Source organism: Psychrobacter sp. DAB_AL43B, from assembly GCF_900168255.1.
GTDB lineage: Bacteria > Pseudomonadota > Gammaproteobacteria > Pseudomonadales > Moraxellaceae > Psychrobacter.
Genome location: NZ_LT799838.1, coordinates 1422593 through 1440972 on the forward strand (window position 1 = coordinate 1422593; position 18380 = coordinate 1440972).

At 41.3% G+C, this 18380-nt stretch carries 21 protein-coding genes; 14 read left to right on the forward strand and 7 right to left on the reverse strand.

Features of this window, described 5'->3' with window-relative positions:
* The first annotated feature begins 21 nt into the window (after window positions 1-21).
* Window positions 22-885: a ribonuclease HII gene (locus DABAL43B_RS06180; protein WP_079691559.1), complete on the forward strand. Its 864-nt coding sequence runs from the start codon at window positions 22-24 to the stop codon at window positions 883-885.
* Between the two features lie 159 nt (window positions 886-1044).
* Here the strand turns inward: DABAL43B_RS06180 and DABAL43B_RS06185 are convergent, their stop codons facing one another.
* A complete protein-coding gene (locus tag DABAL43B_RS06185) occupies window positions 1045-1710 on the reverse strand; it encodes a DUF924 family protein (RefSeq protein WP_079691560.1) in 666 nt (221 codons plus the stop codon).
* Between the two features lie 89 nt (window positions 1711-1799).
* Here DABAL43B_RS06185 and DABAL43B_RS06190 point away from each other — a divergent pair, with 89 nt between their 5' ends.
* From DABAL43B_RS06190 to DABAL43B_RS06205, 4 genes are all read left to right on the forward strand, one after another.
* A complete protein-coding gene (locus DABAL43B_RS06190; protein WP_079691561.1) occupies window positions 1800-3038 on the forward strand; it encodes a carboxynorspermidine decarboxylase in 1239 nt (412 codons plus the stop codon).
* 265 nt (window positions 3039-3303) lie between these two features.
* The gene (locus tag DABAL43B_RS06195) at window positions 3304-4575 is read left to right on the forward strand and encodes a saccharopine dehydrogenase family protein (protein WP_079693049.1); all 1272 of its coding nucleotides are present in this window, start codon (window positions 3304-3306) and stop codon (window positions 4573-4575) included.
* Between the two features lie 146 nt (window positions 4576-4721).
* The gene (locus tag DABAL43B_RS06200; RefSeq protein WP_079691562.1) at window positions 4722-5378 is read left to right on the forward strand and encodes a hypothetical protein; all 657 of its coding nucleotides are present in this window, start codon (window positions 4722-4724) and stop codon (window positions 5376-5378) included.
* 227 nt (window positions 5379-5605) lie between these two features.
* The gene (locus DABAL43B_RS06205; RefSeq protein WP_079691563.1) at window positions 5606-6070 is read left to right on the forward strand and encodes a hypothetical protein; all 465 of its coding nucleotides are present in this window, start codon (window positions 5606-5608) and stop codon (window positions 6068-6070) included.
* On the opposite strand, the gene DABAL43B_RS06210 is transcribed toward DABAL43B_RS06205, so the two are convergent.
* The 3 genes from DABAL43B_RS06210 to DABAL43B_RS06220 form a co-directional block, all read right to left on the reverse strand.
* The gene (locus DABAL43B_RS06210; protein WP_079690684.1) at window positions 6065-6817 is read right to left on the reverse strand and encodes an IS5 family transposase; all 753 of its coding nucleotides are present in this window, start codon (window positions 6815-6817) and stop codon (window positions 6065-6067) included. The two genes, DABAL43B_RS06205 and DABAL43B_RS06210, sit on opposite strands and share 6 nt — an antisense overlap.
* Before the next feature lie 61 nt (window positions 6818-6878).
* Window positions 6879-7760 carry an IS3 family transposase gene (locus DABAL43B_RS06215; protein WP_171996307.1) on the reverse strand — a complete coding sequence of 294 codons (882 nt, stop codon included), beginning with the start codon at window positions 7758-7760 and terminating at the stop codon, window positions 6879-6881.
* On the reverse strand, window positions 7757-8068 hold the full coding sequence (locus DABAL43B_RS06220) for a transposase (RefSeq protein ID WP_079690625.1): 312 nt from the start codon (window positions 8066-8068) through the stop codon (window positions 7757-7759). The genes DABAL43B_RS06215 and DABAL43B_RS06220 overlap by 4 nt, the downstream gene beginning before the upstream one ends.
* A 154-nt stretch (window positions 8069-8222) precedes the next feature.
* On the opposite strand from DABAL43B_RS06220, the gene DABAL43B_RS06225 reads away from it, so the two are divergent.
* The 3 genes from DABAL43B_RS06225 (at window position 8223) to DABAL43B_RS06235 (ending at window position 12689) form a co-directional block, all read left to right on the forward strand.
* A complete protein-coding gene (locus tag DABAL43B_RS06225; RefSeq protein ID WP_079691564.1) occupies window positions 8223-9152 on the forward strand; it encodes a GW dipeptide domain-containing protein in 930 nt (309 codons plus the stop codon).
* A 272-nt stretch (window positions 9153-9424) separates the two neighbouring features.
* Window positions 9425-11704 carry a choline BCCT transporter BetT gene (gene betT / locus DABAL43B_RS06230; RefSeq protein WP_079691565.1) on the forward strand — a complete coding sequence of 760 codons (2280 nt, stop codon included), beginning with the start codon at window positions 9425-9427 and terminating at the stop codon, window positions 11702-11704.
* Window positions 11705-11834: 130 nt separating this feature from the next.
* On the forward strand, window positions 11835-12689 hold the full coding sequence (locus tag DABAL43B_RS06235; RefSeq protein ID WP_079691566.1) for a DUF2971 domain-containing protein: 855 nt from the start codon (window positions 11835-11837) through the stop codon (window positions 12687-12689).
* A gap of 59 nt (window positions 12690-12748) precedes the next feature.
* Here the strand turns inward: DABAL43B_RS06235 and DABAL43B_RS06240 are convergent, their stop codons facing one another.
* The gene (locus DABAL43B_RS06240; RefSeq protein ID WP_079691567.1) at window positions 12749-13210 is read right to left on the reverse strand and encodes a DMT family transporter; all 462 of its coding nucleotides are present in this window, start codon (window positions 13208-13210) and stop codon (window positions 12749-12751) included.
* Window positions 13211-13237: 27 nt separating this feature from the next.
* Window positions 13238-13690: a DMT family transporter gene (locus tag DABAL43B_RS06245; protein ID WP_079691568.1), complete on the reverse strand. Its 453-nt coding sequence runs from the start codon at window positions 13688-13690 to the stop codon at window positions 13238-13240.
* A 124-nt stretch (window positions 13691-13814) separates the two neighbouring features.
* Between DABAL43B_RS06245 and DABAL43B_RS06250 the strand changes: the two genes are divergently transcribed.
* From DABAL43B_RS06250 to DABAL43B_RS06265, 4 genes are all read left to right on the forward strand, one after another.
* Entirely contained in the window at window positions 13815-14276 is a 462-nt protein-coding gene (locus DABAL43B_RS06250) for a methyltransferase family protein (RefSeq protein WP_145952508.1), read from the forward strand.
* Between the two features lie 369 nt (window positions 14277-14645).
* Window positions 14646-15344 (forward strand): hypothetical protein, encoded by a 699-nt coding sequence (locus tag DABAL43B_RS06255; protein WP_079691570.1) that lies wholly within the window; start codon window positions 14646-14648, stop codon window positions 15342-15344.
* Window positions 15345-15433: 89 nt separating this feature from the next.
* Window positions 15434-16237, forward strand: a complete 804-nt coding sequence (locus DABAL43B_RS06260) for a PhzF family phenazine biosynthesis protein (RefSeq protein WP_079691571.1) — start codon at window positions 15434-15436, stop codon at window positions 16235-16237.
* Between the two features lie 6 nt (window positions 16238-16243).
* Window positions 16244-16576: a YnfA family protein gene (locus tag DABAL43B_RS06265; RefSeq protein WP_079693050.1), complete on the forward strand. Its 333-nt coding sequence runs from the start codon at window positions 16244-16246 to the stop codon at window positions 16574-16576.
* Window positions 16577-16666: 90 nt separating this feature from the next.
* Here DABAL43B_RS06265 and DABAL43B_RS14485 read toward each other — a convergent pair whose 3' ends face one another.
* Entirely contained in the window at window positions 16667-16789 is a 123-nt protein-coding gene (locus tag DABAL43B_RS14485; protein ID WP_264753840.1) for a hypothetical protein, read from the reverse strand.
* Window positions 16790-17184: 395 nt separating this feature from the next.
* Here DABAL43B_RS14485 and DABAL43B_RS06270 point away from each other — a divergent pair, with 395 nt between their 5' ends.
* Entirely contained in the window at window positions 17185-17784 is a 600-nt protein-coding gene (locus DABAL43B_RS06270; protein WP_079691572.1) for a 6-pyruvoyl trahydropterin synthase family protein, read from the forward strand.
* A gap of 5 nt (window positions 17785-17789) precedes the next feature.
* On the forward strand, window positions 17790-18341 hold the full coding sequence (gene tsaE / locus DABAL43B_RS06275; protein ID WP_079693051.1) for a tRNA (adenosine(37)-N6)-threonylcarbamoyltransferase complex ATPase subunit type 1 TsaE: 552 nt from the start codon (window positions 17790-17792) through the stop codon (window positions 18339-18341).
* Window positions 18342-18380 lie beyond the last annotated feature (39 nt).

Sequence of the window (18380 nt, forward strand, 5' to 3'; positions counted from 1 at the left end):
AAATTATAAGTGACCAATAGCATGTACCGCACAGAAAACCATATTGTTCAGATTGAAAGTACTATTGAAAAAATTGATATTAAAGGTCAATACATCCAACTGGCTGAACCGATCCGTTTGTCTGCTCAACTTAATATCGCTGAGTTACTCACTCAATATCCGATAAATACAACGCAGGACTTGCAACAATCAGCGTTACAGATTGGCGTTGATGAAGCAGGGCGTGGACCACTATTGGGTAGCGTTAATGTCGCTGCTGCGATATTACCACGCGCTTGGTCAGGACTGATTGAGATGCAACCGTTAAAAGGTACACCCTTATCGATACTGACGGACTCCAAGCAACTGAGCGAAAAGAAGCGTGATATGCTTTATCCGTTGGTTCAGCAGCATGCAATTGGTTATGTCATCGCTGATATCCCAGCAGCAGTCATCGATCAGGTGAATATCTTACAAGCCACCATGCTTGGTATGCGTGTATGTACTGAGATGCTCTTAGAAACGCTTGCTCGTCACCTAAGTGATATGGCAAAAGGCACGTCTTATCAGCTGCACGCCGAGGTCTTATTCGATGGTAATCGCTGTCCTGATTTAAACTATGCAAGCCTTAATCAGTTAGGCATAGCAGAATCAGCGGTTGACTGCCAAGCTTGGGTAAAAGGGGATGCCCGTCATACTAGTATCGCGGCGGCAAGTATCTTGGCAAAAGTCAGCCGTGATAAAGCCATGTATGCGCTTGATGCTGAACATCCTGAATATGGCATTGCCAAACATAAAGGCTATCCAACGCGCGCCCACATGGAAGCGATTGAAAATTACGGGGTGTTATCAGCGCATAGACGTAGTTTTGCACCAGTCAGAAAAGCACTTGAAAGCCAGCATTAAGAGGCTAAAACCGAATTAATAACGGCTATTATGATAAATAGCCTAAGTAATAAAAATATTATCATTCAAATATGGTAAAATCGCCTACTCGTTATAAAAGTACACGGTTTTTATTTAAACCTTCAATAAGTAGGAAATTTTTAGAATTTAAAATAATGCTTAAAATGACGAGTTCGGCTGCTGCAAGAAAGCTTCTTCTTCGTCAGTTGACTCGCGGTCTAGTGCGTCATTGCGATGCGGATAACGACCAAACTGATCGATAATGTTTTTATGGCTATGTTCGATGTCTAAGGTGATGGCATCGTTCAACTGTTCAAATAGTGGCAGATAGCGCTCATGGATCATTGCCGATTCAGAATGCATAAACGGCATGATGGTAAATGTGCGCCACTCCATAGGTAAGGTATTAAAATGTGGTTGCTGAATGGCTTCTTGTGCCAATACCATTGCCATGCCGTCTTGTGCAAAAGCACATGCCCGTCCGCGGCACAGATTGCGTGAAAATTGATCTAAGACAATAATTTCTGCCACTCGTCCAGCCAAAGCCGTGATTGAGCTGTTGCAATCCGTTAATGATTCTGCCATTCGCCAAGTCACGCATTCACCTTGTTTTGCTATCTGCCAAATCTTGCCAAATTTCGCATTTATTTGCTGATCAAATTTCTCATTTTCTGCAAACCAATATTGCTCATTGTCTTTGTCAAACCAAAACTCTAAAACATCACGGGCATCAGGATTAAGATGAGTCAAATCAATCTTATTTGACGTAAGAGAGCTTAAGTTGGTTTGGCTCTTTGAGGTAGAATAATCGGTTGAGAGTGACATAAGATATTCTAATTATGATGGATTTAGTCTACTATAGCGCAAATATTGATGTCTGTCATGATGCCAACAGAAGCTATTAGGTAACCCTTATGAACGCAAAAAATCCGGTGCTAACCACCAACTTATCTTTACCGCCAACGCCATATTACTTACTTGATGAAACGGCGATTGTCGCCAATATGCAGATTATAGCCCGTTTATGCGAGCTATCTGGCGCAAAGGCGTTATTAGCGCTGAAATGTTTTGCCACCTGGGGCGTATTCGATATTATGCAGCCGTATTTGCATGGTACGACTTCATCGTCACTTAATGAAGTAAGGCTAGGATATGAGACTTTTGGCAAGGGTAGGGATAGTGAGAATAAAAAAGAAACCCATGCTTATAGCGTGGCGTATAGCGCGGATGAAATCCCTGAAGTGCTAGAGTATGCCGATAAAATTATCTTTAACTCTATTTCACAATTAAATGCTTTTAAGGGTCAAGCTGCTGCGCAAAACATTCCAGTAGGGCTGCGATTAAATCCTAAAACTAGCAACTCATCGTTTATTATTGCTGATCCTGCGCGTCCGTTTAGCCGACTTGGCGAACACGATAAAGACAGCATTGCCACAGTTCTAAAAGATATTACTGGTGTCATGATTCATAACAACTGTGAAAACGACAGCTTTGACGCTTTTAGTGAAAGCTTGGCCGATATTGAAGTTAAGTTTGGTGATATTTTACAACAGCTAGAGTGGGTAAGCTTGGGCGGTGGTATTCACTTTATTGCGCCTAATTATCCGCTTGAACAGCTTGCCCAGCGTCTAAAAATCTTTAGCAAAACTTATGGTGTGCAAGTGTATCTAGAACCGGGTGAAGCTAGTATTCATGGCGCTGGCACCTTGGTTACGACCGTTTTAGATACCATGTATAACGAGAAGAACCTAGTGGTAGTGGATTCATCCATTGAAGCGCACATGCTTGATTTGCTGATTTACCGTGAGTCAGCACCGATAGTGGCTGTTAATAGTGATGCAATTAATATTGCGCCTCTTGATATTGACCCGACTAATATTGCACCAATAAGCGAAAACGCCGAATCAGCTGATAATACTATTATTTATGGTCGTTCTTGTTTAGCAGGTGATATCTTTGGTGAATATGCGTTGCCAAATACCTTGAAAGTGGGTGATACCGTTACTTTTGGTAATGCAGCTGGTTATACCATGGTTAAAAAGAACTGGTTTAACGGCGTTAATATGCCAGCGATTGTCATTCGTCGCCTTGATGGCAGTATCGATGTGCAGCGTGAGTTTGATTATCAAGATTATAAGGCGAGTTTGTCTTAATACTTTGGTGTTTCTTTAATAAGTAAATAAAGTAATGGATGAATAAAGTAGTGGATAACTCAAGGTGCTACTTATCTACTAATACTTCCCGAAAGTATGGTAAAAATTGTTATAATCGCCTCGGGCGAGAATAGTTGTTTTTACCCGTCGGGTGCGTGGGTTTTCCTCGGTCTTCCTTTTTAATTCACGCATATCATTCACTTGTTTCTGTTTTGAATAGTCATTACTAATGGCACTGACAGGGACACAAAGGAGGATTGTGGCATTGACTACACAACAAAATACATCAGCTAAAAAAGACGTACTCATCATCGGTGCCGGCGGCGTTGCTCAAGTCGTTGCGCATAAATGCGCGATGCATAACGACGTACTTGGCGAAATTCATATTGCTTCACGCACAAAAGATAAATGTGATGCTATTGCTCAAAGTGTCGTGGAAAAAGGTAGCTTTAAGCAGCCAGCTACCTTACATACGCACCAAATCGACGCGCTAGATATTCAAGCACTTATCGCGCTCATCAAAGAAACGGGCATCCAAATCGTCATTAATGTCGGTTCACCTTTTCTTAATATGAGCGTACTAGAAGCTTGTATTGAGACAGGCGTTGCTTATATTGATACCGCGATTCATGAAGACCCACGCAAGATTTGTGAGACCCCGCCATGGTATGACAACTATGAGTGGAAGCGTAAACAGCGCTGTGCGGATAACAACATCACTGCTATCTTAGGTGCAGGCTTCGATCCCGGTATGGTTAATGCGTATGCCAGACTTGGCTATGACATGATGGATAAGGGTTCAGTAACCGATATTGATATTATTGATATTAATGCTGGCAGCCACGGCAAATACTTCGCCACTAACTTCGACCCTGAAATTAATTTCCGTGAATTTACCGGTACGGTCTATTCATGGCAAGATAGCAAATGGCAGTCGAACAAAATGTTCGAAGTAAAGCGTACCGATGATCTTCCCGTCGTTGGCGTACAAAACAGCTATCTAAGTGGTCATGACGAAATTCATTCGTTATCAGCTAATTTAGACGTGCCAAACATTCGTTTTTGGATGGGTTTTGGTGAGCATTATATCAACGTCTTTACCGTGCTGCAAAGCTTAGGTTTGCTATCTGAGCAGCCGGTAACGACTGCTGAAGGCTTAGAAGTTATTCCGTTAAAAGTCGTTAAAGCAGTTCTTCCTGATCCAAGCTCGCTAGCGCCAAACTATACCGGTAAAACCTGTATCGGCGACAAGGTTAAAGGTAAAAAAGACGGTGTCGATAGCGAGGTATTTATCTATAATATCTCAGACCATAAAGAAGCTTATGAAGCCATGGGTAGCCAAGGTATCTCTTATACTGCTGGCGTGCCACCAGTTGCTGCTGCCATGCTAGTTGCGACTGGCGAGTGGGATGCAGGTAAAATGGTTAACGTTGAAGAGCTTGATGCCAAACCGTTTATCAATCTATTGAATAAGATTGGTTTGCCAACGCGTATTAAAGATAGCGAAGGTGATAGGCTATTGTCGTTTGATATTTAGATCATTTTGCCAATCGCTCGTTATTAGGTAAATAAAAAAGCACTCTATTGAATCAGATTCGATAGGGTGCTTTTTTACATAGCTGCTTCTATAATAAAAACGATTATCATAAAACTAATAATTATAAATGGCATAAGGAGAAGCCCTTGTCTTTAGAGCAATACAAAGTATTCAATCTGATTGAAGATGTCTTAGCATTAAAAGTCTTACTAATTCTAGAATCACCGCATATTAATGAATATATTCACCAACATCCGGCAGCAGGAGAGTCGGCGCTTGAGCTGACTCAGTTTTTGATTGGGCAAGGACATTTAAATAGTTTTGACGCACAATTACCAATAGGCTGTAATATCAAGAAATTAAATTATAAGCCACTTGGTATCTTAAACTGCTCTACTTTACCAATGAATAAAGCATTTTATCCTTGTGTTTTAGCCGGTGAAGACTTGTTACAAGTGAATCAGTTGGCAGCTATTAAACAGTATTTTGCACAAAGCAGTTTAAATAAAGGCGACGAACAACAAACTACAGACAGTCAAATTTCAGGAAACGATTTTTTAAATAATTCGATTTTTAGAGATTTTAAATTTCGCTTAACTCAAGTACTTGAGCAAGCAGCATCTGATATTATTATTGTGCCTTGTGGCGATACCGCAATTGGGTTTATGGAGGCTTTTAAAGCGGGTTATCAGAAGCCTTTGATGGTCTTAGATGGTTTGCCGCATCCAACTGAGCCTGAGTGGGCTGAGAAAATAGCTAACATTAATTTGACTGACCGGATTGCGCCCAAGCTATTGCCTTAGTTGGTGTGCTGTTTTTATCAGCCAGTGATATTTTAGTCGCAAAAAAGGTCGACTCAATGGAGTGGAAGTTTAAAAACGTGAAGTGTGAGCCGTGATAGTTTGCTCTTACGCTTTTAACTATACTTTGATATGGTCAATTTACCTATTTGACTGTCAGTAGCTTAAATTACTTGAGTACCTTACTGGCATTGTCTGCCACTGCTCTAAGCTTGCTAAAGGATATTATTATGATAACTCGAGCCTTATTCTTGATACCTATAATGATGTTGGCAGCTTGCAGCTCTGATACTGCTGCCAATACTGCTAATCCATTAAGCAGTCCACAAGATGATGCCAATGTTCATCAGCGTTTAGAGACAGAGGGCAAATATAGTAAAGTCTCTAATAATGGTAGGGAAGCGACTACTAATGATAATGACACTTACTATAAAAGTAAGGCGAACGTTGTTCATATCCCAGGCTCTAAGCAAGTTAAAATCAATATTGATGACTCATTAATTATTATCAAACTTATAAATGATGATAGGTCGTATTTAGACTTTAAAAAAGGCAATAATTATCTGAATAAATTTGCTGAAATTAGTTTTAATTACACCTATGGTATAGATCTTGAAAATGCTATACAGCAAATAAAGGTGTTCAAAAGCACTGATTCAAAGCAAGGACTATTAGGGCGTGTTGAACATTCATAATTTCAACCAGAGATAAGCACAAGCAAGCGCCACCGTATTCTCATAACTTTGCTTGAGCTTATCAAATCTTGTGGCAACTGCTCTATAGTTTTTTAGTTTAGCGAAAGCGTTTTCTACTAAGTGGCGGACTTTGTACAAGTCCCAATCCATATGGTCGTTAGAGGACTTCGTGTTTCGTTTTCGAGGGATGTTATCACGCGTCCCTGCTTGTTTAATATGCGCCCGCAGTGCCTCAGAATCATAACCCTTATCGGCGCATACGGTCACTGTTGCGCTCAAATCTATGTTATCAATTAAGTCTGGTGCTATCTTCACATCATGAGTGGTGCCATCTGATAAGATAAAAGTGATTGGGTTACCATGAGCATCAACTGCTAAATGGATCTTAGTGGCACGTCCTGCCACACTTTTGCTAATACCTTGCAGGTTCTCATTACCACCACTGCTATGCTGATGCGCTTTAATATGAGTACCATCGATAAAGACCCATTCGAGGTCTGAATCTTTGATTAATAAAGCGAACAACGCAATCAACTTATTACTGCGAAACCAGCGTTGATAAGCTTTGTAGATGGTATTAGGCTTACCAAAATTCTCGGGTAAGTCACGCCAAGGGCAACCAACGCGCATTCGATAAAGTATACCTTCAACTGTTTGTCTTAGATTTCCTTTGTCATAAATATTCAGTTCTAGTAAGATAGGTCTTAGTCTAGTCCAGTGTTCATCTTTGAGCATGGTACGAGGCATAGCGAACGTGATCTTTTGGTGTGAGAACTTAAAGATTAGACGTTCGTTATGTAGTGGTCAACTAATTTAGGACACCTGATAAGAGGTTTTTATTAAAGTATCGTTTCTCTTTTTCTAGCGGTGTTAAATAATCGTTGAAAGTATGCGGTCTCACGGTTTGATAATAGCCCCAGATATAATTACTGATGGCGATCTTAGCTTCAGTAATATTCTCATAACCGCCCTTTGGCATCCATTCAGTCTTAAAACTTCTAAAGAAGCGTTCAGTAGGCGCGTTGTCCCAACAATTACCACGACGACTCATACTCTGTGTCATACCTTCACAACTCGCCACGGATTCAGCAAACTTCTTACTGGTGTAATGGGTTCCCTGATCAGAGTGAAACAGCACTCCAATTGGCTGTAAGCGCGTCTGATATGCCATCTGCAGCGCTTTGGTTGTCAGCATACTGTCAGGCGAATCTGACACGGCAAAGCCAACAATACGACGGGCATATAAATCTAAAACAACAGCTAAATAGCACCAGCCGCCTTTGATACGAATATATGTGACATCGCCCGTCCAGACTTGATTGGGTGCTGTTTGACTGAAATTTCTATTTAAGATATTGTGATGCGTTTTATGCGCCTCGTCAGCGTGCTTGTATTTATGCATCTTTAACTGACAGCTTTTAAGCCCCATCTGCGCCATGAATTTACCTGCTATATAGCGGGTCAGCTTGATGCCGTGTTCATTCATTAGTATGGCGGCAATGCTGCGAGCGCCTGCTGATTGCTTTGAGTCGTTAAATATTTGACGAATTAATGCCTTGTGCTTGACGGTTTCAAGACTGATGGGCTTGGGCTGCATGCCATAGTAGTAATTGCTTTTCATCACGCCAAACAGCTTGAACAAAAGGCTTTTACTCACCTGTTTATCTTGCTCTGCCAGATTTCTTATCAACGATAGCCGTTCAGACTGTCCAATGCCAGCAGAGCAGAAGCCTTTTTTAGAATGTCACGCTCCATAGTCAGCCGCTTAACTTGTTTGCGCAATTCTTGAAGTTCTCGCTGTTCATCCGTTAAAGCGTTGCCGACTTTAGGTGCTTGGCCACTCATTTCTTGACGGTATTGACTCAGCCATTTCTGCAAGGTGGATTTACCTATCCCTAAGGAATCGGCCACATCAGGTATGGTGCGGTTGTGATCAACAACTAAGCTGATGGCTTCTAATTTAAATTCTCGGGTATATTGATTGCGTTTGTTGGTCATACTATTTTCCTCTTTGGGTTAGTATAAACCTCTTACGTGCTGTCCTAATTTATTATGCCACTACAGTTATTTTTTTTGCCAACACTTTATCGCCAATGTTCAACACGCCCTAGTTCTTCCTGATTATACTGAAGAGTATCCGACTTATTCAATATTGCCCTTTGATGGCAAAGGTATTAAGCATTCCTATACTGCCGAAATCCAGTCGTTTGATTGCGCCAACTTCGATACTGTCATTTTAGGCACTGCAACTTTAAACGCTAACGCTGCTCAATCAATTTCAGTAAGCCAAAAAGGCAAACCTTGCAAAGCAGAAATCTATGAGAGCAAATCAATAGAAAATATTACAGCAGCTACTAAGCCAGAAACTAATGCTAGTAAGTATAAACAACATCAACAATTTACCTCTAATGAGCTTGCAAAGACTTATAACAGAGCTTTATATCAATTTTATGATTTTGATGTGAATGCCGATGGTATTAAAGACAAAATTATTACTCATAAGAATGATAAAAATAATGTTCAACAAGGTGACGATTTATTTATTTACTTAGGAACTTCAGATAGCAAGTATAAGCTAAGTTTAGAGACTAATAACTTCACTGACGAAGCAGGATGGTTTCTAAGTGACATTACTCCTCGCTCTGATTATTCAGGGTTTATATTGACGACCTATTTTGCTGATCGTGGACATTCTGAGCAGTCATTTTATTTTGGACTACAAGACGATAAGTGGTTAATGACAAAGTATGTATCAGCAGGCACGCTTATTACAGGAGTGCCCTATTACTGTATAGAAAATCATAGCTCTGATATATCAGATTTCAGCTATGGCGAATCAAGTGGGTATTCTGAAGCAGAATTTGAAAAAAAGTGTCCGCCACTAGCGAATAGTTATAAAGTAACTGCAAATAAAGCTGAGATACTCGACCAAGATTTCAATCCGCAAACGCCCTCTAACTATTATGTAAAAGGCGATGTCATTGAGGCAGTTGCTAAAAATGAGGATTGGATAAAAGTAAGCTACAAACAGGACAGTAAATATGGCTGGGTAGATAAACGTGGCCTTAAAGCATTACGCTAGCCAGTAAAACTAGCCGTATACAAACGCTGTCTAAAAGCTTCAATTTACTAGCCGAATTTTTTAATTTAGCGCATCGCAAACCTTTAACCGCCAAAATTTATTACTCATTTATCAATAGCTTCTGAAGCTTTCAGCCCAAGCACATCTAACGGCTGCCTAAAATTCTGCAAAGCAAATTATGTTACTATTCGGCTAACCTATTTCTCAAAATATAAAACCATCTAAAAACAGATGTACTCATTCGTTACTAGTAGCACGCAAGGAATACAACCATGACCATCGACCCATCAGACGACAAACTCTCTGAAGTGTCTAAGCCAAGTAATCCAAACCAGCCAAACGAGCAGAGTCAAAAAGCGCAAACGCCATTCGAGCGCAGTCAATTTGGTGGCTCGCAGCGTCAGCCGAAGCATCATCTCGATGATGATGCGCCTATATCGCGCAGTGACCTGAAAAAAGGGGCGCAAGAGCTATCGAAAAATGCGGTCGCTCATATTAACTGGAGCGTGTTAATTATCTCATCATTGGTGATTGCTGCCTTTTCAATATGGGCAATCGTGATGCCAGTGGGTGCCAGCACAACCATGAAAATGGTCGTTGATTGGATTGCGACAAACCTTGGTTGGTATTACGTCATTACCATGGTGATGGTTATTGGCTTTGTACTATGGGTGGCACTCTCTAAAGCAGGTAGCATACGCCTTGGACCTGATGATTCGCGTCCGCAGTATAAGCTTGGAACGTGGGTTGCGATGTTATTTGCCGCAGGGGTCGGTATTGATTTACTGTTCTTCTCAGTGACTGGCCCTGTGGTGCAGTATTTGACTCCGCCATCAGGTGATGGTGCTACTGCCGATGCGATGCAAAATGCCGTTGTTTGGACGATGTTCCATTACGGTATTGCTGGCTGGGCGGTATATGCGTTACTGGGTATGGCGATGGGTTACTTTGCCTATCGCTGGGATATGCCGTTGTCGATTAGGGCGGCGCTCTATCCATTGTTCGGCAAACGCGTCAATGGTCCTATCGGTCATGGCATCAGTATTTTAGCCTTAGTTGGTACGGTGTTCGGTGTTGCTACCACCATGGGTATCGGTGTGGTGTTGCTAAACGTTGGCTTTTCCAAGATATTTGGGTTAGAAGAAGGTCTTACACTACAGATTGCCTTGGTCATCGGTGCTGTTGTCTTAACGATTGCCGCGACTACTTCAGGCGTTGACCGTGGTATTCGCTGGATATCCGAGCTTAATCTATGGAGCGCGGTCGCGATGATGGCGTTCATTCTCATCGCTGGCGAGACGGCATTTTTATTAAATGCATTAGTCGAAAACTTAGGTCAATTCTTCGTAACGCTGCCTTCTCGTATGTTTAAGACGTTTGCCTATGTGCCGGGCAGTAGCGAATGGATGGGCGGTTGGACGCTGTTTTTCTGGGCATTTTGGCTGGCGTGGGGACCGTTCGTTGGCGTGTTCCTTGCGCGTATTTCGCGTGGACGCACGCTACGTGAGTTCGTTATCGCAGCGATTACTGTACCGGTATTATGTGACTTTATTATCGTTTCATTCTTTGGTAACTCAGCCCTGTATGAAGTCTTACAAGGCAACACCGCCTTTGCCGAATTGGCAGTTCAAAGTCCAGAACGCGGTTGGTACGCGCTTTTAGAGATGTTCCCCGGAGCATCTTACTTAATTATATTAGCAACGTTCTCAGGTTTGCTGTTTTATATTACCAGTGCCAACTCAGGCGCGATGGTGATGTCGAATTTCTCTGCTTCTATTCCAGATCCTTCAAAAGATGGTCCGAAATGGCTACGTATATTTTGGGCGGTATTGACGGCAGTATTGACTATATCGATGCTGATAGCTGGCGGTGTGATAACGATGGAGTACGCGACGCTTATTTTTGCCCTGCCAGTGACTATTATCGTCTATCTAGTGATGTTCTCGTTTTATAAAGCTTTAAAGATAGAGCAGGCCGAGCGCGAAGGCAAGGTACTGCGTCGTCCGTCTATCGCACCAAGTGGTGGTCATATCCCAGAGCGTTCATGGACGCAGCGGCTTGGGCAAATGCTGACCTATCCATCCAAACGTGAGTCTGTCAGATTCCTTGAGCGTGTAGTACGTCCAGCGCTTGATGATGTCGCCAATGAGTTTCGCCGCCAAGGCTATGACGTTGAGCGTATCAATGCCGATCATGAAAGCAATGCGGCTGATGCGACTAATTTTGTTGGCAATACCAACATTATCGCTGCATCGGGGCCGTTACTACGAGTATCGACGGCTGCTATGGATGATTTTTACTATCAGGTATCTATGGTCGAAACGCCAGCGCCTACCTTTAGCGGTAAAATGGCGGCTGATACCGACGTCTATTATCGACTTGAGGTAGCAACACAAACAGGTTCAGGTGGTTATGATTTGATGGGGCTCACTAAGCAGCAAGTGATTGATGATGTGCTTGAGCAGTATCAAGCCTATCTGACTTTTTTGACGGCTCCTACGGAAACTGATGAAGGATTAACGCTGACAGCACCGATAATGGGTAAAGAGTAATAAAGGTCTATAAGTAATGGGGGAGCTAATCTAGTTCATGCTCTTATTAAATAAAAATATTAGCCTATAATTGCCAAACTTATTAAGGCATTGATATACATCAAATCATTAACGAAAGTAGGAGTTATAAATGAGTACACCTGATTTTCTATATCATTATACAAGTATCGATGGATTAGCACACATTTTAAAAACACGACAAATTAGATTTTCAAGACTTGATCTTTTAGATGATGTCAGTGAAGGTCAATCTAGAGATGAGGTAGATTGGAGGAAATACTATTTTGTTAGTTGTTGGACGGCTAATGAAGAAGAGTCTATACCTCTTTGGAATATGTATACACCTGAAATGAAAGGAGTACGTTTAAAACTACCTACACAATTATTTAAGTTACACGAAATAAATTTATCAGATATACCGGAGTTCATACAGATCGCCGATACAACTCAGGCTCCCAAAGGAGCTAATATTAGAGTTTTTAGTTATATGCCTTATGAGGTGCTACACGGAGAGGACTATTTTGTTATGCCTAATTTTTTTAATGATGAAAACTGGCCCCTTAAAGTAGAGTATACAAATGATGAGGCTTTACTAAATCAGGATTTGATTGAATACAATGACCATCTACAGATGACTCATATAAAATCTTTTGAAATTGCAAAATATAAGAAAAAAGTATGGTCTTTTCAAGACGAATGGAGGTTTCGTATATTCTGTTTTAATGCTGCACCGCGTAGTTTAAAGGATGAAATGACTGAAAATGATTATTACAATTTAATGGTGAAAGAGTTGTCAACTTTAGGTAAAGGTGTATCGCAGGAACATTTTTCCATGGACATAGATGACAAAGCATTTAGTAGTATTGAAATATCTTTAGGTCCAAAATTAGAACTAGCACAGGAAATAATTGTCGATGCACTCGTAAAAGTCTATTGTCCAACAGCTGTTGTAAAACAGAGTGCTTTATCTGGTCATATCCGCTAAAAAGGATAGAGTGAAATAACATGTATTTAGTAAGGTTTAAATATAAATATCCTATTAACTTAAATATTTACATTGCTTCTCACATTACTCAAATAAATCAAATACAACGCCCCAGCAAGCAGAGCGATAGCTGCCAACCGTTTATAATCGAGCACTATCTGCGTATTCCCAAACCAACCAAAATGGTCAACCAATAATCCCATAATGATTTGCCCCGCGATGATAGCAACGATGGTTGCCGCCGTCCCAATACGCGGTACAGCAATCACGATAGCCACCATCGAGAAGTTACCGAACAGCGCGCCTGCTAATTGCCATGTTGGCACGTTAAACATAGTCGCTACCTGTGGCGGCTCAAGAAACACTACCAAAAGCAATAAAATAACGGAAGCGACGACGTTGGTCAGCCATGCCGTCGTCACGACGTCGGTACGTACGCTGAGTGTGCCATTAATGGAAGACTGCGCGGCAATGGCCATGCCGCCTAGCAATAATAAAGGAAATGCGAGAGTTAATAGCATGGCTCTATCCTTAACATAACAATATCCTTAATAAATCAGCCAAAGGGCAATCAGAATTAGCACCAATGCTCCAATTCGATAACTATCAATGGCGCGGCGCTCGCTACCCAAAATACCAAAATGATCAATAGCAAGACTGGCAGTAATTTGCCCACATAATATCCCTACCATCGTCGTACCAACACCCACTAACGGCGTGGTAATCGTTAACACAATGGTATAGATAAAACCCACGAGACCGCCAGTCAATAGCCAGCGTGGTTGCTTAGGTAATGTGGCCAGCGTGGATAAATAGTTGCGTCTACCTGCGACCATCAGCACGATCATCGCTAAGCTAAAGACGATAACCCCAATCAAAAATATGGATAAGGATGCTGACAAGCGACCAACACTTTCTCCCAATGGCCCTAAAAATGCCGCCTCCAATGCTAATGCCATGCCGCCCAATACAACGAATAACAACATGCCGAGTTGCTTCATAGCCTACCTTTTTACATTTTTGTCTGATTTGATGAGATAAAAGCCCATATTGTATGGCTATAGGTTAGCGGATACAATGAAGGAAGCTAAAAGCATACCTTCAATGAAACTTTACGGTGATCTTATGAGTCTTCTAGAGCTAAAAATACCACCTGTCGCGCAAGTCATCATTACCGCTGCTGCGATGGTTGGCGTATCTAAAACCATGCCAAGTTTGAAGTTTTCACTTAATGGCTCAACTGGATTAGCTGTTGGTTTGGGAGTCATAGGATTGAGCAGTGGCATTATGGGCGTGACTCAATTTAGAAAAGCTCAGACCACACCCAACCCACAAGCCCTTGAAAAAGTATCTAGTTTAGTGACCAGCGGTATTTATCAATATAGTCGCAATCCTATGTATGTGGGATTGGTGCTTATCTTATTAGGTTGGGCGCTATATCTGTCTCATTTTTTGGCATTTATTTTAATACCAATCTTTATGATGTATATGACACGCTTTCAGATTCAACCAGAAGAAAGAATGATGACGCAGAAATTTGGTGATAAGTATCGAGCTTATCTAAATAAGGTACGTCTTTGGATTTGAAATCAAACAGCTGGCTTACCTTGAAACAATAATGTCTGCAAAAAGGAACGTTCATATGAGCTAAGAAAGATTCAATATTTTACTTAAGCCATTAATCAAGCCTGCTTTAATGCTGGTGCCTTAAGCTGATCGTTCTACAGTAGGCGCGAGTTGCGAGAGCAGGTTTGGAGGTTTGCCTTATGCGGCGACTGGAGACACTGGGCACTCTTGCCCTAGCTGCAAAAATTTTATACCAGTAGCACTGTATCGGTTTTAAAATGAATCAACTATACATGAAAGAGGTTACCCGAACCAATTATACGGTCTTAAGCGTCAGGAAATTAGAAAGCTTTTGTGAGTTTTATAAGGAAGAAACACAAGGAAAGAGCAATGACCAATCAAGCGAAGCGACCGAAAGAAGGCGTGCTAAAAGAAGAAGCTGGGACAACGGATCGCGAAGGTTTCATATCTCCAACCATTGGAGAACTTGAACATGTGTTATATTTCACTACCGTACCTTCGCTGACTAAGAAAGTTAAAGAGGTTTTGGCTGCGGGGCGATTATTAACGCCTGGAGCAGTCATTGTTTGGGATGAAACGATTGGGCGTCGTAAAGGTTCTAAAGCGGTTGCTAAATCATGGTGGGCTAGAGATGGGTCATTAACAGCCGCATTTGTGTTAGATCACTTGCAAGGTGTAAAGACAGAAGGCTATATTGATCAGGGTTATACTGAACAAGATTACCTTAATCATTTAGCTGCCGCAGCAATTCGTACTATCGACTCTCTATCACCAAAAATACCCGCTGTATTTATACCGCCAAATAATTTATATATGAATAACCTTAGGATAGGCGCACTATCTTACGAACGGCATGATCTGGCCGATATACTTATCATTCGACTAAACTGTACAACCAATTTTGACAAAGCCCCTAAAGAAATTATAAACACAGCAATCAATATCGTTGAATATATTGATATTAAGCAGTTACCATTAAAGACTTCGGGTACACTGACAAACACGTTATTAACTCGTCTAATGGATGAAATACCAATAGCATTTAGTAATATCTCAGCACCATTATAAAATCATAGACTTGCTAACCATTCATTCGTTGTGGTCTAAAAAAATCGCATATTTCAAATATTGAATCTTGAAAATTATTGGATACAAACATGCAACTAGAAGTCAATGTCGTCGATGCCTTCACTGATACGGTGTTCAAAGGCAATTCTGCAGCCGTTATTATCACCGATAGCTGGCTTGACGTAGAGTTAATGCAGTCTATTGCTTTTGAGAATAATTTATCTGAGACTGCCTTTATCGTTTCTGATGATAAGGGTGTTTATCATATTCGCTGGTTTTCACCGTTTACTGAGATTGATTTTTGCGGTCATGCGACCTTGGCCTCTGCCTTTGTATTGTTTAAGAAAAACCCTACTCTAAAAACCATTAAATTTTCAGCCAAAGCGGTTGGGATTTTGACCATTGTGCAAATGGATAATGGCAAAATACAAATGGACTTCCCGAATAGGATGCCTGAAAAGGTTAATAATATTCCTGACAGCTTATTAGCTGGTCTTTCCATCACACCTGTTGAGGTTTATCAAAATGCGCAGGCATATTTTGTGATTTATGACTCTGAGTCTGACGTATTAAATGTGCTTCGAGACAATGAGGCGCTAAAGCAACTTGCCCCTCTGGACGTTGTTGTCACTTGTCAGTCTGAATCAGATAAGTACGATTTTATTTCAAGATACTTTTGGCCTGCTAATGGCGGTGACGAGGACCCCGTAACGGGCTCAGCTCACACTGGATTAGCGCCGTTATGGGCAGAGCGATTGGGTAAAAATGAATTGGTTGCTCATCAAGCGTCAAAACGCGGCGGGGTTTTGGATTGTATGGTTAAATCAGATAGAGTGCTTATTTCTGGTAATGCGGTACAGTATTTAACTGGATTTATCACGGTAGAGGAGTAAGTGGTTTTGTCTGAATTAAAAACAGTGGGACTTTTTGCTATTACGGCGTTGGCTGAAATCGCGGGTTGTTATCTGCCTTATCTGTGGCTGCGAGAAGGCAAGTCAATTTGGCTACTTATCCCTGGGGTGTTAAGCTTGGTCGCTTTTGTCTGGTTACTATCCTTACATCCAACTGCTGCCGGTCGAGTCTATGCAGCCTATGGTGGTGTCTATATCACCATGGCTATTTTATGGCTATGGACGGTAAATGGCATACGCCCAACCACTTGGGATATATTGGGTTCTGCTGTGGCATTGCTAGGAATGGCGATTATTATGTTTGCACCGCGCAGTACCTAGTATAAAGACAGCGCCTAGCATAAAAAATGCCAATCAAACCATGAGGTTCGATTGGCATAGCTTTAGTCAGACCAGTGATGGGCTTAATAATTAATGCTTACCTAAGATGCTGCCATTGTCTTCTTTCTTGGCTTGTTTAGCCGCTTTCTTCTCTTTTGCCGTTAACAGCGGCTTCTTTTTTACATTCTTCTTACTATCTTGACCTTTACTCATGTCTCTTTCCTTTTTAGGTAACATATACAACATGTTAAGCCAGATTATGCTGACCTAATGACTGTATTGATACATTTGACGCAAGACGCTGCGTACTGAAATGAGTATAGCTCTAAGCCTAAGTAATAGATAGCGCAAGCACAATTCACCTACGATTAGACTCAGCCATGCTTTTGTTAATATTAATTTTTAAAATTTTATTTAATAACTGGGGCTTATAAGTAGGTGTTGTATACCGTAGATTTATTTAGTCAATATTGCTATTAATAAGTGCTTACTTACGGATGCACGGCTATTTGCTATAATGGGCAATAAGCTGATAAATAACAGCAGCAAACTTTTATAATATTAATATTTAGCACAATGATGCTTACTATTTTGGTTGATTAATTATTATGCGTATCCGTAAACTTTTTAAATTTGAAAATGCTCATATTGTGCGTAACTGTAGCTCTGAGCGCTGCAAACATTCGATTCATGGTCACAGCTATCAGATTGAATTGATTCTTGAGGCTAAGCGTTTAGACCACGGGCAGATGGTTTACGATTTTGGTTTATTAAAATCCTCTATTAAGGACATTATCGACAGCTTCGACCACGCTATTTGTTTTTGGAGTAAAGACGATCCTGAATATATCGCTGCCTGTAAGAAATTCAGTGCACGTTGGATAAGTTTGCCAGTATCTCCATCGGCAGAGCAGTTCTCACGCGTCATATTCTTTTGGGCGCAAGAGATTCTACAGCAAACTCAGATGCAAAATGGTGAAGCTGATGTCAGCGTTTACTCAGTGATTGCTCACGAAACCGCAACGGGCTACGCGCAGTGTTTTGCTGATGATGTGGCCAATGAGCAAATGGGTAAGCTGGTTTTAGAGGATTTTGAATTTAGCGAACAAGTTCGAGCTGAATGGGATGACTCTGAGCTGTATGCAAAGTTGATACGCGGTGAAAGCTTTATTAATCCAGCAGTAACCATGCAAGTACAGGCAGATTGAGAGTGATGCATAATGAGAACTCTATAACAGGTGATAAGTCTGTGCAAACGATAACACTGCGATCTGAAAAAGATACCCAGCGTTTGGCTGAGCAATTGGCAGCTTTGCCACTGACAGGTAGCGTGTGGTTAGCAGGCGATTTGGGTGCAGGTAAAACCACCCTGACTCGCTATTGGTTACAGGCACTAGGGCACAAGGGAGCGGTAAAGAGTCCGACTTATACCTTGGTAGAGCCTTATAATATTCAGCAAGATGACGGCACCACTAAACCCATCTATCATGCTGATTTATATCGTCTACAAGATCCAGAAGAGCTGTCTTTTATAGGCTTTGATGAGTATTTAGATGAGCCTAATGCGCTGGTTATTATTGAGTGGGCGAGTCGGGCGGACAGCTATCTTCCGCCACCGACCTTGTTTATTGATATAAAACAAGGGTTTATTGATATCAATCAAAGCAATAATGATAATAATGCTAAAGAATGCCGTCAAGTTGAGCTGCGATTATCAAAAGCAAGACAAGCGCAAGGACTGGATTTGTCAGCAATAAAAATCTAGGTTAAGCCAAATGTAAGCCTCTCATACTCTGAAAGCATG

Excerpts from the sequence above, each read along its gene's own strand:
- DABAL43B_RS06180 (WP_079691559.1), top strand. The coding sequence starts at position 22 with ATGTACCGCACAGAAAACCATATTGTTCAGATTGAAAGTACTATTGAA.
- DABAL43B_RS06185 (WP_079691560.1), bottom strand. The coding sequence starts at position 1,710 with ATGTCACTCTCAACCGATTATTCTACCTCAAAGAGCCAAACCAACTTA.
- DABAL43B_RS06190 (WP_079691561.1), top strand. The coding sequence starts at position 1,800 with ATGAACGCAAAAAATCCGGTGCTAACCACCAACTTATCTTTACCGCCA.
- DABAL43B_RS06205 (WP_079691563.1), top strand. The coding sequence starts at position 5,606 with ATGATAACTCGAGCCTTATTCTTGATACCTATAATGATGTTGGCAGCT.
- DABAL43B_RS06210 (WP_079690684.1), bottom strand. The coding sequence starts at position 6,817 with ATGCCTCGTACCATGCTCAAAGATGAACACTGGACTAGACTAAGACCT.
- DABAL43B_RS06220 (WP_079690625.1), bottom strand. The coding sequence starts at position 8,068 with ATGACCAACAAACGCAATCAATATACCCGAGAATTTAAATTAGAAGCC.
- betT (WP_079691565.1), top strand. The coding sequence starts at position 9,425 with ATGACCATCGACCCATCAGACGACAAACTCTCTGAAGTGTCTAAGCCA.
- DABAL43B_RS06235 (WP_079691566.1), top strand. The coding sequence starts at position 11,835 with ATGAGTACACCTGATTTTCTATATCATTATACAAGTATCGATGGATTA.
- DABAL43B_RS06240 (WP_079691567.1), bottom strand. The coding sequence starts at position 13,210 with ATGCTATTAACTCTCGCATTTCCTTTATTATTGCTAGGCGGCATGGCC.
- DABAL43B_RS06245 (WP_079691568.1), bottom strand. The coding sequence starts at position 13,690 with ATGAAGCAACTCGGCATGTTGTTATTCGTTGTATTGGGCGGCATGGCA.
- DABAL43B_RS06250 (WP_145952508.1), top strand. The coding sequence starts at position 13,815 with ATGAGTCTTCTAGAGCTAAAAATACCACCTGTCGCGCAAGTCATCATT.
- DABAL43B_RS06255 (WP_079691570.1), top strand. The coding sequence starts at position 14,646 with ATGACCAATCAAGCGAAGCGACCGAAAGAAGGCGTGCTAAAAGAAGAA.
- DABAL43B_RS06260 (WP_079691571.1), top strand. The coding sequence starts at position 15,434 with ATGCAACTAGAAGTCAATGTCGTCGATGCCTTCACTGATACGGTGTTC.
- DABAL43B_RS14485 (WP_264753840.1), bottom strand. The coding sequence starts at position 16,789 with ATGAGTAAAGGTCAAGATAGTAAGAAGAATGTAAAAAAGAAGCCGCTG.
- DABAL43B_RS06270 (WP_079691572.1), top strand. The coding sequence starts at position 17,185 with ATGCGTATCCGTAAACTTTTTAAATTTGAAAATGCTCATATTGTGCGT.
- tsaE (WP_079693051.1), top strand. The coding sequence starts at position 17,790 with ATGCATAATGAGAACTCTATAACAGGTGATAAGTCTGTGCAAACGATA.